At 38.8% G+C, this 15,936-nt stretch carries 15 protein-coding genes; 2 read left to right on the top strand and 13 right to left on the bottom strand.

The window, feature by feature from the left end; translation table 11 throughout:
- Nucleotides 1-139: 139 nt before the first annotated feature.
- The 5 genes from DSM08_RS01905 to DSM08_RS19260 form a co-directional block, all read right to left on the bottom strand.
- Complete coding sequence (locus DSM08_RS01905; RefSeq protein ID WP_149524562.1) at nt 140-1,588, bottom strand: glyceraldehyde-3-phosphate dehydrogenase; 1,449 nt, start codon at nt 1,586-1,588, stop codon at nt 140-142.
- Between the two features lie 164 nt (nt 1,589-1,752).
- Nucleotides 1,753-2,880 (bottom strand): radical SAM family heme chaperone HemW, encoded by a 1,128-nt coding sequence (gene hemW / locus DSM08_RS01910; RefSeq protein ID WP_149524563.1) that lies wholly within the window; start codon nt 2,878-2,880, stop codon nt 1,753-1,755.
- A 33-nt stretch (nt 2,881-2,913) separates the two neighbouring features.
- Nucleotides 2,914-3,285 (bottom strand): hypothetical protein, encoded by a 372-nt coding sequence (locus tag DSM08_RS18995; RefSeq protein WP_187773959.1) that lies wholly within the window; start codon nt 3,283-3,285, stop codon nt 2,914-2,916.
- A gap of 68 nt (nt 3,286-3,353) precedes the next feature.
- Nucleotides 3,354-3,857 (bottom strand): IS21 family transposase, encoded by a 504-nt coding sequence (gene istA / locus DSM08_RS19255; RefSeq protein WP_246172403.1) that lies wholly within the window; start codon nt 3,855-3,857, stop codon nt 3,354-3,356.
- Nucleotides 3,858-3,868: 11 nt separating this feature from the next.
- Nucleotides 3,869-4,252, bottom strand: a complete 384-nt coding sequence (locus DSM08_RS19260; protein WP_246172405.1) for a sigma factor-like helix-turn-helix DNA-binding protein — start codon at nt 4,250-4,252, stop codon at nt 3,869-3,871.
- A 371-nt stretch (nt 4,253-4,623) separates the two neighbouring features.
- On the opposite strand from DSM08_RS19260, the gene istA (DSM08_RS01925) reads away from it, so the two are divergent.
- Nucleotides 4,624-6,153, top strand: coding sequence for an IS21 family transposase (gene istA / locus DSM08_RS01925; protein ID WP_246172407.1), 1,530 nt, complete (start codon nt 4,624-4,626; stop codon nt 6,151-6,153).
- A 26-nt stretch (nt 6,154-6,179) separates the two neighbouring features.
- Nucleotides 6,180-6,896: an IS21-like element helper ATPase IstB gene (gene istB, locus DSM08_RS01930; protein ID WP_149524271.1), complete on the top strand. Its 717-nt coding sequence runs from the start codon at nt 6,180-6,182 to the stop codon at nt 6,894-6,896.
- Between the two features lie 374 nt (nt 6,897-7,270).
- Here the strand turns inward: istB and DSM08_RS01935 are convergent, their stop codons facing one another.
- The 8 genes from DSM08_RS01935 to DSM08_RS01970 all read right to left on the bottom strand — a co-directional run bounded on the left by DSM08_RS01935 (nt 7,271) and on the right by DSM08_RS01970 (nt 15,934).
- Entirely contained in the window at nt 7,271-7,732 is a 462-nt protein-coding gene (locus DSM08_RS01935; protein WP_149524566.1) for a MarR family winged helix-turn-helix transcriptional regulator, read from the bottom strand.
- Nucleotides 7,725-8,165 (bottom strand): EVE domain-containing protein, encoded by a 441-nt coding sequence (locus DSM08_RS01940; protein WP_149524567.1) that lies wholly within the window; start codon nt 8,163-8,165, stop codon nt 7,725-7,727. The genes DSM08_RS01935 and DSM08_RS01940 overlap by 8 nt, the downstream gene beginning before the upstream one ends.
- 5 nt (nt 8,166-8,170) lie before the next feature.
- Nucleotides 8,171-8,536, bottom strand: a complete 366-nt coding sequence (locus DSM08_RS01945; protein WP_149524568.1) for a VOC family protein — start codon at nt 8,534-8,536, stop codon at nt 8,171-8,173.
- A gap of 334 nt (nt 8,537-8,870) precedes the next feature.
- Nucleotides 8,871-11,120 carry an ATP-binding cassette domain-containing protein gene (locus DSM08_RS01950; protein ID WP_149524569.1) on the bottom strand — a complete coding sequence of 750 codons (2,250 nt, stop codon included), beginning with the start codon at nt 11,118-11,120 and terminating at the stop codon, nt 8,871-8,873.
- A 199-nt stretch (nt 11,121-11,319) separates the two neighbouring features.
- Nucleotides 11,320-12,372, bottom strand: coding sequence for a DUF262 domain-containing protein (locus DSM08_RS01955; RefSeq protein WP_149524570.1), 1,053 nt, complete (start codon nt 12,370-12,372; stop codon nt 11,320-11,322).
- A gap of 2 nt (nt 12,373-12,374) precedes the next feature.
- Nucleotides 12,375-13,370, bottom strand: coding sequence for a hypothetical protein (locus DSM08_RS01960; RefSeq protein ID WP_149524571.1), 996 nt, complete (start codon nt 13,368-13,370; stop codon nt 12,375-12,377).
- A 25-nt stretch (nt 13,371-13,395) separates the two neighbouring features.
- Nucleotides 13,396-13,644 (bottom strand): hypothetical protein, encoded by a 249-nt coding sequence (locus DSM08_RS01965; RefSeq protein WP_149524572.1) that lies wholly within the window; start codon nt 13,642-13,644, stop codon nt 13,396-13,398.
- 1 nt (nt 13,645) lies between these two features.
- Nucleotides 13,646-15,934: a DUF2357 domain-containing protein gene (locus DSM08_RS01970; RefSeq protein ID WP_149524573.1), complete on the bottom strand. Its 2,289-nt coding sequence runs from the start codon at nt 15,932-15,934 to the stop codon at nt 13,646-13,648.
- Between the last annotated feature and the right edge of the window lie 2 nt (nt 15,935-15,936).

Raw genomic sequence — 15,936 nt, forward strand, 5'->3', positions numbered from 1 at the left:
CACCAAATTTTATCCATGCTATTTTCTATAGCTGTCCGTAGTTAATTAAATTTCCATATCAAATTTCTCGCCGTTCTCTTGAGTCAGATGACTTGCTCTATTCCTAGACAATGCACTTTTGCGACCGTACAAGAGAATCTTAATAATAAGTATATCTTCTAACGCCTGCTATATGTCTTGCTAGGCGCATTACTTGGTGCGTATAGCCGTATTCGTTGTCATACCATACATAGATTACGACGTTTTTGCCGTCTGCTGATACGATGGTTGCTGGCGCATCAACTACGGATGCTGCAGTGGTGCCGACGATATCAGATGATACGAGCTCAGCGTTGTTGGCGTATTGAATTTGTTCTACTAAATCGCCCTCTAAGGCTGCTTTTTTCAACAGACCGTTTATCTCCTCTACCGTAGTGATGGACTTTAACTCTAGATTTAAGATGGCTAGAGAGCCATTAGGAACAGGAACACGGATAGCATTTGATGTTAGTTTTCCGGCTAGAACCGGTAATACTTTCGCAACTGCGCTTCCAGCGCCAGTTTCTGTGATAACCATATTTAATGCCGCTGCACGTCCTCGTCTAGACTTTTTGTGGAAGTTGTCGACTAGGTTCTGGTCGTTGGTATACGAGTGGATGGTTTCGATATGGCCTTTTACAATTCCGATACGTTTCTCTAGTACTGCGAGAACCGGTGAAATTGCATTGGTCGTACAGGATGCAGCAGAGAATATATTATCCTTCTTTTTATCTGCATCATATTCATTTACGCCGTAAACGATATTTGGAACGCCTTTGCCTGGAGCCGTCAATAAGACTTGCGTAGCACCATTGGAGGTTAAATGACGACTAAGTTCTTGTTGATCTCTAAAAGCACCCGTATTGTCGATTACAAGGGCGTTATTGATATCGTATTGTGTATAATCAATATTTTCAGGGTTTTTTGCAGAAATCATATAAACAGGTACGCCATTGACGATCAGTGCACCTTTTTCTACATCGGTATCTACCTGGCCTTCAAAGTCACCGTGGATAGAATCTTGACGTAATAAGCTAGCTCTTTTTTCTAGTGTTTTTTCATCCAACTGATCTCTGGTGACAATGGCTCGTAAACGTAATTGACGACCGGCGGCAGCTTTGCTGATCAATTCTCTCGCCAACAAGCGGCCAATCCTGCCGAATCCATAAAGAACAACGTCTCTTGGTTCGAAGGTTTGGTGTTGATGGGCGGGAGCTAGTTCCTTGGAAAGGAAAGCCTCTAAATCTTCGAGTTGAACATGCTGCTTGCGCACTTCTAATGCCAATTTACCAATATCAATACGAGAAGGCGTTAGTTCTAAGCTTTGTATAATCTCAGCAATCTGAAGAGTTTCCTCTATACTGATTTCTTTCTCTGCCAACTCTTTTGTCTTTTGATGGAGATTGAGAATGAAACTTACGCGACGATCAATCAGTTGATTGCGGAATAGAACCAGCTCAATGGATTGATTGAACCATAAATCGCTTACTACTTGAATGAGCCTTACGCAAGCGTTTTGCTTGACTTTGTAACTTTTGATTTGGTTCTCAAAAGTAGGAGATTGTACCATAATAATTATAATAGATTATATGGCGCAAAAATATGAATTATAATACTGGTAATCAGTGAGGTTTTGGAGAATTAGGGATTTGTTAACAAATACTGGTTAATATATTTTCATTACTAAAGAATCGATACTATTGTTAACATAACGCAAAATATGAACCCCCCGAATTAAGAAACTATAAATAAATCGGAAGCTATTTGATCTGCAATTAGTTTTCCTGAGGCGGTTAGAACAAGATATTGTTCGTCTTTCAGGAATAAATCTTCCTGTTTCAGATAAATATCGGCCTCTTTTTTAAGGTAGGAGACGTAGTCGCTATCAAAGTTGTCTTTGAGGTATTCGAAATCCACTCCCCATTTTGTGCGCAGGGACGTCATGACGTACTCATTAAATCGATCGTCTAGGCTTAGCTTTTCGGTTTCTAATGCCAATTCGTTTTGGAAAAGCTGCTTGGTGTACAATGCATTATTGGCGATATTCCAAGATCGCGATACGCCGTTGAAGGAATGCGCAGATGGGCCAATGCCGAGATAGTGTTTTCCCTTCCAATAATTGCTGTTATGAATGGCATGTTTGCCGGGCTTCGCGAAATTTGAAATCTCATACTGCTCGTAGCCGTTTTCTGTTAAGTGGGAAATCAGCATAAGCATCTGCTCTGCACTCTGCTCTTCGTTAATCTGAGCCGTTCTTCCTTTCTTTATCATATGGTCGAGCGCTGTTTTCTTTTCTACGGTCATAGAATAAGAGGAGATATGCGGTATCTGAAAATCAATGAGCTGCTGCATGTTGGCTTTCCATTTCAAATCGGTCAATAGGGGATATCCATAGATCAAATCGCAAGTGATGTTTTCGAAGCCTGCGTCCTGTACGCGCATGATCGCAGATTTCGCTTCTTCAGCATTGTGTGCTCTATTCATCCATCGCAAATCTTCTTCATAAAAGGATTGGATGCCAATGGAAAAGCGGTTGATGGTTGTTTGTCTTAAGGCATTGACTTTGTTTCTGTCCAGGTCGTCAGGATTGGCCTCCAAGGTGATTTCTGCATCGGGTGCTATTTCGTAGTTTTCGGCAACTTTTCCAATCAGGCGTTCGATCTCGTCGGCTGTTAGTGTGGAAGGGGTGCCTCCGCCGAAGTAAATGGAGTTGATGGTTTTGTTTTCGAGGTAGTTGGAACGTATGCTCAATTCCTTATGCATAGCCTGCAGCATTTCGTCTTTGTATTGCATGGAAGTACTAAAGTGGAAATCGCAGTAGTAACAAGCTTGCTTGCAAAAAGGAATATGGAAGTAGATCATGGGTGCCCGTTTTTATAAGGCAAAGATAAGGAATTACGCAGAACCATTTACGCTCATATTCTGTAGCTTTTGCTCTGTGATATTTATATCTATACTCCAATAGTAACTGCATCCATCGAGTACAATAACTCGGTCATTTTTCCAAGATTCAGAGTCGTCCATATGATATCCTTTTAGTCGATCCAATACAGAATGCCTGGCCCATAAGAAATTAACATATAAAATTTTGTGTCCCATATTATCGATGTAGCCGTAATATTGTCTTCTGTAATTTTTTAGGTTTTTATGTATAATTGGACAGCCATCACCTTGGTTATACATGGTATCGTTGGCGGATTTTATATTTTTTTTGAGAATTTCTTCGGCCTCATTAATTTCTTTTATACTTGGAGTAAATCTACTCACACCTAAATTACATAGAAAACAATCGGCATCTTTTGAGAAAATTACACTCTCTATTTTTCCTTTTTTTATTAATTCAACATTTGAATTGAGCGCTTCAAGAGCTGTCTGATATGAACATTCAGCTCATCAAGTGAAAAAAATGTCATCTGCCGTATCGGGTAATAGATGCGTTGATAGGTCAGATGGACCGCATTTTCCACCAGGGCCTTGTCCTGCGCGGCATAGCTCCGGGTGGGATTGATCACGCAGTTGTAATGGCGGGCAAAGTCCTTGAAGGTCCGGTTGATCTCAGCTTCGTACTTGCTGGCCCTATTGACCGCTGATTTCAGGTTGTCCGATACGATGGCTCTGGGGACACCCTGAAAGAACTGCAGGGCATTCCTGCAGCAGGATATAAGATCTGCCCGCCTTTGTGTCATACATGCCTGAACATAAGTGTATTGGCTATAGGGAAGAATAGCGACAAATACTTCAACGTTCGTTACTTCGCCAGTATCACGGTCGACGATCTGGAGCTTCTTTCCAGCAAAGTCTATGAACATTTCCTGCCCGGCAACATGGTCGAGCTTCATGGAGCCTTTTTCTATAGGATATTTACGGCGGTAATGCTCCAGAAACTGGTAGAGCTATATGGATCTTTGCTCTGTTCGACATATTGCTGATAGTGGTACAGAAAGGTAAAGCCGGGATGGTTACGCGCCCTGTTTACACCCTCGAAAAACAGCATCAGTTCATTGTGACGGTCGGTATCGATCGTAGTATAGGAAGAAAATAATTCAGCTAAAGCGGCATTGTCCAACTCCAGAAGAGACGTGAAAGGGTAATCACTGGCAGAGAACAGTTTGATATAGGTATTTACGGTATTGCGTGAAATACCCAAAATGACGGCTATTCTACGATTGCTCAAACCATCAATATGTAATGTAAGGATCTGTTTTAAGTCCATTGGATCAAGTATATTGGCCATGTCGCTGATTTTTTTTGGCGACAAGGTAATTTATTGATCTCAGAAAGTGGCACAAATCAAACCGTAAACCACTGCTGTATAAAGAGTAGTTGGATATTCTGGAGTAAGCTGACCCCAGCAATCTGGACAAAAAAGAAATCACCATCTGCATTTAGAGGCTGTTAAAGCATGGCATTCTGGCGGATATTGACCCCTCAAATAAGGGTTTGAACAATTTATTCTGGAGCAAGCTGACCCCTCTTTCGAGATATGGTCATTTTATTCTGGACGATGTTGACCCCTTTTGCACTCATGTTTCATGGGTTTCTGTTTTTTGGTTTATTTGGGCTAGACCTAATTGATATATTCCAATGGCCGGTAAATCAAGACCCATGAGTCAGATCAAACAGTTAATACGATTGCACAGGGAGAATTATCCCATTAAAACAATAGCCCGTCATCTATCCATCAGCAAGAATACGGTAAAGTCCTATCTAAAGAAGGTAACGGACCTGAATCTATCTCTGGAAAGGATACTGGAGTTGGAAGATCCAGTTCTTGAGCGGATGCTCAGATCGGGGAACCCCGCCTATCGGGACGAGCGTTTCGAGTATCTAAAAGAAAGGCTTCCTTATTTTGAAAAAGAACTATCACGAATAGGTGTAAACCGGAGACTTTTGTGGGAAGAGTATTTAGTAGCTCATCCAGAGGGATATAGCTATGCCCAGTTCTGTTTCCATCTAAAGCAATTACTGGTCTCACGTCGCGATGGAAGCATGATACTGGACCACGAACCCGGTGACAAGCTTTTCATCGATTTCTCCGGCAAGAAGCTGGGTTACATCGACCATGAGACTGGTGAAATCATTTTATGCGAGATATTTGTTGCGTGCCTACCATATTCCAACTATTGTTTTGCCATGGCCGTTCCCAGTCAGCGATCCCCCGATTTTCTCTATGCACTGGACTGCTGCCTGCAGTTTCTTGGAGGGGTCCCCAGAGCGATTGTCCCGGACAACCTCAAGTCAGCCGTCATACGAACCGATCGGTATGAACCAGAGATCAACAGGTCCATGGAAGATCTGGCAAACCATTATGATACGGTCGTAGTGCCTGCAAGACCTGCCAGGCCCCGGGATAAAAGTGCCGTAGAGAACCATGTGAAGATCATCTATACCCAGGTATTTGCCCGGTTACGCAACAGGCAGTTCTTTGATCTCCCCTCACTCAACCTTGCTATCGGAGAGTGTATCGAGAGATTGAACCAGACCAGAATGCAGGACAGGAACTATTGCCGTCAGGAACGGTTTCTCAGCAACGAGCTGTCCAGTCTCAGACCACTTCCTCGGGACCGCTTTTCGATGAAATATTATACGACCCTCAAAGTGGGAACTAATGGACATGTACATCTCAAAAGGGACAGGCATTCCTATAGCGTTCCTTATGTCCATATTGGCAAACAGGCCCTAGTGGTCTATACTGAGCGTTTAGTCCACATCTATATTGAGAACGTACAGGTAGCCCTGCACAGCAGGAGTTTTGTTGCCAACAAATACTCGACGCATCCCGAACACCTTGCTTCCAAGCACCAGCAGTATGGCACCCGTTCGCCAGATTATTATATCAAGCGCGCTCTGGATATCCATTCGGACTTTCACTTACTGGTCGTTCGGGTCTTTGGACAAAGTGACCGATATCCGGAACAACTCTACAGAACGTGCGAAGGACTCTTTAGGCTGCACCGTAGCTATGGGGAAACATTCTTCAAAGCATGTGAAATTGCCTTAAGGAACGACATGCTGTCCTATAAGTTCCTACAAAGAATATTGGAAAACGGAATGGTGGAGCAACAGCAAGAGGGGGCGGATAACAAGCAATTGCCACAACATGAAAATATCAGGGGAGCATCCTATTACTCATAAAAATGAACTATAAAACTTAGAAACAGATGAATGTAGAACAACAATTGAACACGCTCCGCTTCCATGGAATGGAGCGTCAATGGAAAGCGATGAAAGAAACACGGCAGATCGGAAAACTGGCTCTGGAAGAAGGCCTTACCCTGTTGCTGCAGGCCGAATCTGACAGTCGCTTCGAACTGCGGTTCGAGAGGTTAAAGAAGAATGCAGCCTTCCGTTACCAGGCCTCTATTGAAGAGATCAATATGGATCCATCCAGGGGGATCGACAAGATCCAATTGATGGACTTGGCCACAGGCCAATATATCGAAAGGGCCGAGCCGATCATTATCGTTGGTGCAACAGGCTGCGGAAAATCTTTCATGGCGTCTGCTCTGGGGCTCAGGGCTTGTGCCCAAGGTAAGAGAGTCGCTTACTTCAGTATGCAAAAATTGCTTTTGAGAACAAAAATGGCCAGGTTGGATGGATCGATCCACAAGCTTCTTATGAAACTCTCCAAGGTAGAACTGCTTATAATGGATGACTTCGGCCTGGTAAACCTCGACCAACAGCAAAGGATTGACCTGATGGAAATCATAGAGGACAGACATGCCAAATGTTCAACAATCATTGCAAGCCAATTACCTGTGGCCAGTTGGCATGCTGTGATTGGGGATGATACATTATCGGATGCTATTCTGGATAGGATAGTTCACACATCCCACCGGATCGAACTTAAAGGTGAAAGTCTAAGAAAAAAGAAGTAATATTGTCAGGCCATTTGTAGGCAATCCTGTAAACCAAAAATCAGGGGGTCAATATTGCCAGAAAGGGGTCAACATGACCAGAATATCCACAAGTAGAATGCTGTTGGTAATTAATTCAAGTAAACTTTGTTTCATTTAATTTTTTCGTAATGTTGGTTAAAGCTTACAGCTAACGTTTTGGGTATTGCCGAAGGCGGGGAAATCGAAGCGATAAGTTTCGATTTTGCACCGAGGTGAGCCAAAACGAATTTTTGTGAGTTAAATTTAAAAATAAAAAACGAATAAAATTCGTTTTTGGGGGAGATAGAAGTACAAACTTTCAATTTAGTACTGCATCTCCGCTTTTGGCAATACCTTGTTAGCGGTATGTGCTTTTATTCGTCTTTGTTTGTTTTGATAAGTGTTTGCATATAGCTATTCAGATTAGAAAGGTTTTTGTCAATGCTTGAAAAAAATTCAATGTCTGCATTTTCTACTTTCGTAAGTGCTGTCTGCAAAATCTTTTTCCCGTTTGTTGTCAGCTTTACAATTTTTGCTCTTGTGTCGGTGGCGTGTTCTTGTCTTGTAATCAGTTTTTTGGTTTCTAAAGTCCGTAATACTTTTGATACCATCATACGGTCAAAGTTGTTGAGATTAGCAATTTCTACCTGCGTAATGTTTTCGCTTTTGTTGGTAAGCCACGCAATGGAAGTTAGTAAAACAAACTGCGTGTGTGTTAAATCCAAGGGATCTAACACTTTTTTTAGTTTGCGTTGCCAAAGTAATGTTAGTTGTCCTAATAAATACCCCGGACTTGTGTCGGGACTCTTAAAGATAAATTCAATTTTTTCAGACATATTCTTTTTGTAACATTTTAGATGAAATTAAATTAAAATCGTGTTGCTTTATTTCAAAGAAACCAAAGCGAAACGGATAACCCCAACTTTTTTTGTTTTGAATAAAATTCAAGTCGTCAATCAGCGGAAGAATGGACACGTCTTCGCTTTCATAAAATTCAATATTCCTTCTGAATGGACAAAAATCCGCAGTCATCTGAAACGGATATACTTCATTGTCTTTTACTATTCCGATTGCCGTAAATTCCTGACACTTTTCAGGCTTTCCAAATGTAAGTTTTCCCGAATAGTAAATCACAAAATCGCCTTTTTGCATTCTTTTCAAAGGCGATGATTTCCCGTGACAGGCTTGTGCAATTCCTTCTGCAACGCCTGTTCTTACGTGGTCTTTAGATGCTACGATAATCCAATATTTCGTTGGTCTATCTTTCATTTTGGCTAATTATTTCGTTGCATGAAAGTCAACACGTATCCGTCAAGGTCTTTTACCATCAATGTTTTGCCAAAAGGCGTTTGGTTGATACCACCCAAAATTGGAATTTTTCTATCTTCAAACTGCTCTTTTAGTTTTTCAATTGTTCCGTCAATAGCAAACCAAAGAGAGGTGCCAATTCCTAACTCTTTTCCGTCAATGTTTCCAATTGGTTTACGGATAGCAAAACTTGCTTCGCCTTTATTGTATTTAAAAACAACAGCTTCGGGATTACCGATTTCCAAAGGCTCAAAGCCTAATTTATTTGTGTAGAAGTCTTTTGAGGCTTCCAAATCTCTCACTTGAAGAGATGCAAATTCTAATCGTCTCATTGTTTAAAATTTCAATTGTTGCTGTAAATATAATATACACGACAACAATAAACAAATTTTTTCTGTTTTTTTTATTTTAGTTGTCAAGAAATGCGTCGATAAGTTTTTTATGAGTGGTTGAGTAGCATTACCGCTAACGTTTTGGGTATTGCCGAAGGCGGGGAAATCGAAGCGATAAGTTTTGATTTTGCACCGAGGCGAGCCAAAACGAATTTTTATGAGTTAAATTTAAAAATAAAAAACGAATAAAATTCGTTTTTGGCGGAGATAGAAGCACAAACCTTGAATTTAGCAATTTAAGCCTGCTTTTGGCAATACCTTGTTACCTGCAGTACTATTCAAGATGCTTTTTTAAAAACTTTGCGGTTTCCGATTTTTTGTTTTTTAAAAGGTCTGCAACGAAACCTTCAAAAATTAAATTTCCGCCATATTTACCTGCACCAATCCCGATGTCAATTATCCAGTCGGCTTTTGAAATAATATCTAAATTATGTTCTATTACAATTAACGTATTGCCTTTGTCAATAAGGCGATTTATAATTACCATTAACTTCTCTGTATCGGCGGGATGTAAACCTGTGCTTGGTTCGTCTAATACAAAAGTATTGTTCACACTATTCAATTCCTTTGTTAATTTTAAGCGTTGCCTTTCCCCGCCTGAAAAACTATTGAGGCGTTGTCCTAAAGTCAAATAACCCAAACCCAGTTCTACCAATAAATTAAAATGATGGACAAAATCATTTTCCTCAAAGAAAATTTGGGATTCTTCCACCGTTAATTCCATTACTTCCGCAATGTTTTTGCTATTATATTGATAATGCAGAACATCTGGATTAAAACCATTTCCGCCACAAACTTCGCAAGGTTCTTCTACATCTTCCATAAAAGCCAAATCAATTTTTTCGATACCCAATCCTTTACAATTAGGGCAAGCTCCTTCTCCGTTTCGGCTGAAAATTTTGTTGCTTACGTTGTTTTCTTTGGCGAATAAATTACGAATGAAATCGGAGATATCAAGATAAGTAAGCAAGTTGCTTCTTGAAGTTGCCGCAAAAATTGATTGGTCAATAATTTTCACATCGGGAAATTGAATAGGCAAAACTTTACTGATTAATGTGCTTTTGCCCGAACCTGCTACTCCTGTAACAACCGTCAATACTTTTTTTGGAATATTTACTGTGATGTTTTTTAGATTATGTAATTGTGCATTTTTAATGGTTAAATAACTTTCGGATTTACGTGGAGATGTATTGTAAGTTCTTTTTTGCAAAAAATAACTGCCTGTTTTTCCAGCTGAATTTTTTAATTTTTCAAAACTACCTTCATATACAATTTCCCCACCTTTTTTGCCCGACAATGGACCCATATCTACAATGTGTTCGGCAATTTTAATCAAGTCGGGGTCGTGTTCTACAATTAAAACGGTATTGCTCTTGTCTTTTATTTGCTGAATAATTCCTGCAATATTTTCTAAATCTTTTGGATGTAAACCGATGCTCGGTTCATCAAAAATGTATAAAAGATTTTCTAGACTGTTGCCCAAATGCTTCACCATTTTTATGCGTTGCGATTCACCGCCTGATAAAGTATTTGTAACTCTGTCGAGCGTTAAATATTGAAGCCCGATATTCACCACATTTTTAAGCTTTTTGATTAGCTCATTTAGTAGTGTTTCATATGCTTTTGAAGAAAGTGTTTTTATAAAATTAAGCAATTCATCAATTGGCAGTTCCGAACAATCAGCAATGTTTTTACCATTAATTTTGCAGGATAAAATTTTTTCGTTCAACCTTTTTCCGTTGCAGGCAGGGCAAGGCTCTGAAATTAATATCTTTTGAAGTTCATTTTTGCGGGTATTGAATTCTTTACTATCCTTTTTTAAAAAATCATTGGTTAGTCTGGGAATAATTCCTTTGTAAAGCATTGTTTTTCCCCAGCTTTTATGAGGATTTTTTGGTTTATGCTCGTCTGCGTACAATAAAAGCTCCCATTCTTTAGAAGAATATTCTCCAAGTTTTTTATCGTTGTCAAAATATCCGGAATAGGCATACCTTATCCATCTGTAACCGCCCGGCTGAAAAGTAGGAAATAAAATTGCTCCTTCATTCAGCGATTTATTTTTGTCGAATAAGTTGGTTATATTAATCGTTTGTTTCTGTCCCAAACCTTCACAAATAGGGCACATTCCTTGGGGATTATTGAAAGAAAACACATTGGAATATCCGACAAATGGCTTTCCCATTCTGGAAAAAAGTAAACGTAGCGAGGCATAAATATCTGTAGCAGTACCAACTGTTGACCTTGCGTTACCACCCAATCTTTTTTGATTGATTATTACAGGAACATTTAAATGCTCAATTTTATCAACATCTGCCACACCAAAATGCATCAGTCTGTTCCTTACAAAACTGTTTTGCGTTTCATTAATCTGCCGTTGTGCTTCAGCACCAATTGTTTCAAAAACTAGCGAAGATTTACCCGAACCAGAAACACCCGTAAAAACGGTAATTTTATTTTTTGGTATTTCAAGAGAAATATTTTTTAAATTATTTTGCCTTGCACCTGTTATTTTTATTGTTTCCATAATGTTTGAGCAATTTGTTCATCGTTTAATGTTTAGGGCAGGTTGGTTGAAAGTATTGCAGGTAACGTTTTGCGTGTATGAGAAGTAGCGGATTAAAAAGCACTTCACTTTTAGTTTGGCACTAACTTTTATTAAAAGCTCAGACCTTTGATTTAGCACTGAACCCGCTATTTTTCATACACGCTGTTGGTAGCCGTATTTATTCGATTCTATTTTGTCCTAAATATTCTAATAAAGCATTAATTCTTCTGATTCTTCTAGCACGACTCTTTGTTCCCGCATTCATTGATATTTGATAATCAGTCGCGTAAGGATTTTCATTTTTTTCTCTGAGGTCAGTATAGAAACTGTCTAGTTGTGTGTCTATATCAGGAATTTGTATTCCATTTTCATACATATGCCAAGCGAGACCAAATAAACCATACATATGACTAACTCCGAAGATTCTATATTTCTCAAGGTCAAGGTTAAAGGTTTGAATTATTTCTGTTATTCGTTCAAACTCATTAAATACATCTTCGGTGTTTTCAAAGTTTGATGCTGCATATTTTGAAAATAAATCGTCAATAATCTCAGTCCTATCACTCGCAAATAATTGATTTTCTAAAATCACAAATAAAAGCTCAGAGATGAATTCGTGGTGCTCTAGCCTATTTCTCTCTAGTTTAGAAAGTGGATATTGCCAAAAATCAATATTTGAGCACCTTTCTATCAGTTGATAAAAGTTAGAATTGTGATATTTTGCGTTCCTTAATTCTTGATTAGTTAATGGCTCTCCATTGCGATTCAATCTATCAAATATATTATTAACTATATCAATTTGGTCTGTATCAACATACTCAATTGTTAGTTCGTATTTCCAAAAAACTTTTTTCCATTCTGAGAGACCTTTTTCATCGAAATCTTTAAAAAACAAACCATTTAGAACTTCATCTCCATAGGTGTCATTACTAAAATCATCTGGTATACTAACTTCATTTTTTATAAATGAAATAATTGTTGTAAGGCGCTGCTTTCCATCGATTACGTCATAAATAGTCTTCCCGGTTTCAGTATCAATATGCTGATGTAAAAAAATGGGAGGCATTGGAAAATTCTTTAAAATGGTATCGATTAAAAAAGACTTCTTGGAGTATGACCAAACATCTGAAGGTCTTTGATAATCAGGTTCAAAGTTGTATTTCCCTAATTGATAATTTTCCCAAAAGGTGGCAATATTAATATTATTGCTATTTCTTTCTAATACTTTCATATCTATTCACTTAAAGATTTAGAGTCATTATAGAAAATGACATTTTTAAAAAGAGTTGTCATAACAGCATTTAGAATCCTCGGTGGATTGGGATTTATTACTCGTACATTACTAATTTCTGGAGAAATGTTCGTAAGTATTGAATCTATTTCAAGTCTGTCTACGTGCCAATATGACATCCCGCAAAATACAACTTCATCCGATTCCGTTAGAGATTTGGCTTGTTCAATAGCACTTTCTCTTACTACACTTGCCCATTTGAAATCCAATCTGCTTGAATCACCTGCAGGAGGTATTATTGCATTTATCTTATTTAAGGCATCTAAGCTGGTATATTTAATTTCAAATTCAGAAATATTTCCATCATTAGTATCTGTGTCGTAATCAATTTTAAAATCTTCAACAACCTTTTTTACTTTATGAACGAAACTAATTGAACCGTGTGGTTTATAGATTTTAAATTTTGAATCGGAATTATTAAAGCAAGCTATATCAAAACTAATATTAAGTTTTTGAAGGACTTTCTCAAGCCAAATATCATAGTTGAAAGTTACGATGTGAACTTTTCCAATATCAGGAGAATCATTAAGCTTCTTTAGGTAGGATGTCCAACCCCAGTTTTCAAGATTTATATTAGGCACATCAATCTGGCTATCATAATGAACAAAAAGAGCATATAAGTATGTTGAAAGCTCGCGGTAGGCTCTTATGTATATATTTGATTCGTCACGATTATTTTTCTGTAAAATGTTTGCACAGGTAATTATGTCTTCAATTAATTCAATTGTCTGGTTTGGATCTGAATTAGGTCTCGCTCCCAAATTCCAGAGATTCGGACAATACTTGTATGACAGGAATCCTGATTGATTATTGCCTGGCCAAGGAACCTTCTCCCCATTTTTAAACAGGTTTCTTGCATTGATTTCATCAAGTTTTCCTATACTATTGAGAAAGTCCAATGTGAACCCATTTCCTAATATTATGTATATATTCTTCATTTGGCTGTATTCATTCGTAATATGGCTACCAACAACGGTCAAGTATAAGAGCAGTAGCGGATTTCAAGGCGATTACTTGTCCGCCACCACCAAAGTTTCTTAGATGCACAGACCTTGATTTTACCACTTCACCCGCTATTGCTTTTATACAATGTTGTATGCCCGTGCTTTCTTTTCGTCCGTGCGTTGGGAAAGACACACTTATTGACAAGCTTTGGCTGGCGCGGCTGGTTTGAGCGGCTTGGCAATGTGTGTGGCTTTGAAGGGTTGGCATATTATCTGATTTTATTTTTCATTAGTTCTGTCAGACTTGTTGTAAACGGAAATGCTGATGCTCTGCCTGTCGAATAATTTTCCAGGTTTCTGAAATTCCAACTGACGTTCTCAAATTCACTGTCAGTCACAGGTTCTATTTGAATAACGAGATAGTTATCCTGTGATGGAGAAGGATAACCTTTTCTGATTAAGTCGGCCTTGGAATAAACTTTTGGTCCTTTGCTGACAATCTTCCATAAGTCACCGGAGTCCGTGTCACCTATAGTGTGAAGTAATAAGTATTTTGAACTTACCGTTTCTTTGTCAAGTATGAGAGACCCTGTTCCTGAACCCATTCTGAAATTATATAGTCCTTTTTGTTGAATCCAGTTGTATTGTTCCGGTGAGTTGTAATAACCCACCAAAATAAAAGTATCGTCCGGTATTAAGTCTCTGTTGGTGTTGTAAGGTTCCGGTAGTGGTTCTTTTACAACATTTTCTGATTCAGGCGGATTTTTATAGATGTCAAAAGTTCTGTAAGCAATTTTTTCCCTCTGTGATGCACGGTTTATGAAGTGTTCAATTATTTCAAGAATAAATGTTTTCAGTTCTCCGATACCACTGTCTGTTTTAGATGGTTTTACAGGAAATGCTCCAAGTCCCGGTATAATTTCATGAAATCCTTTTTGGTTGATGGATTTGTCACCAGGGTATAAAACATAAGCACCACCTGTTCTTCTGATAGCATCTTTGTACGCGTGCATCTTAAGCAGGTCTGCATTTTTGTATATGCCTTTTCTGTTTTCTGCTTTTTCTTCGTCAAGGTCGTTGTCTGTGTTCCGCTCCAGAAAATCGGTCAGATTGGCAATTTTGTATTTCGCATCAAAATGAACGTGAACTATGAGTTCCTGTTTTTCCGCTTCGGTTTCTGAAATTCCAAAAGGCCAGAACGAAAGTGTATAGTCAGGTCGTAACGTGGTTGTCCAGCTGCCTGAATCGGGATAAGTTTTCTTTCCGCTGAATGAGCGGTTGTAATTAAAACGAATATTCAGTTTTCTACTTCCTGAGTCATAAACGCCACGAAGTGCAGTAAATTTGCCCTGCTTAATTTGCAGATTCAAACCGTCAGGCGTTTCTTTTATTAAGTCTGAAATGTCTTTGGGTTCTATATCAAAGATGGATTGAAACAAATCGAGCAGTTTGAAAAATAGCCAATATTCATAAAGTGTGGCAATATCTTTTTTCCCTCCGCTGTAAATATCATCACCGCCTTTCCAGATAAGTTTGGCTGCAAGGTCAAACATGAGCCATACACGCAATACTTCACGGTAACCTTCTTTTCGCTGCAACACCGGACTGTTCAGCTTTAATGTTGTTGGTCTTGAAATGTCTTTGAAAAGAGTATGATGCAATTGACCTTCCAGTTCACGAATCAATAATTCTGACTCGTTTTCCATTTTCTTGTGTCTGAACTCTTTTGCCTTGTTGTTTATGTCTGTGCAAAATTTCAGGAAGTTTTCAAGCGCATGTTTTATGAAACGATTCTCAGGAGTATCAACTGAATCTGTTTTTCTGATGGTTGTGATTCGTTCCGGCAATGTACCAATGCCATAGCTTCTCAAATAATGACTTTCAGGCAACTTAGTTCGCTTGCTGCCTTTCAGTATTTCTTTAATGTTGGTGTTTGAAAATCTTCTTGCGTTGCGAATGTCTTTTTCTTCCGTGGTTTCTGTCCATTTTGTTACGGGTGCAGTCACAATTCGGTGAATAGCTTCGGCAAACTCGTCAGTTCCAATTACTGACTTAATGAAGGCAAATTTCTGATAAAGTGTCTGACTGTCTTTGATGTAATCAATTTCAAAATGTTGCGAAACCGGTGAATTTGCCTGCAACAAAAGGTCCGTACATTTTTCGGTAATCAGTTCCAGCATATCGCGGTAATCATCGCGATAACCTGATTTTATTGATTGAACCTCTAATTCGACTTTGCAGCATTCCTGATTGGATTCTTTTTCCAATAATGGAATCGAAAGGGTTCCTACGAAAATATTTGGAGAAATTGTTCCTAGATTTTTGGTTCTCTTGTGCTGTTGTATGATGTTTTCGCCAACATCACCCAAAATAAAATCAGGGTCGCTGATTTGAAAATCATAGTAACAACCTTCGACCAGTTGAAATCGGGCTTCATTATGCTCACTAGAGTTTTCTTCTGCATCAAACAACGAATCAGGCCTGCGGGCATCTATCCAGAGCCGTAAACCTTCCTGAATGGAATCAAGTTTGATTTCTATGTTTGATACTGACTTCATTT

This window comes from Sphingobacterium hotanense (genome assembly GCF_008274825.1).
Taxonomy (GTDB): Bacteria; Bacteroidota; Bacteroidia; order Sphingobacteriales; family Sphingobacteriaceae; genus Sphingobacterium; species Sphingobacterium hotanense.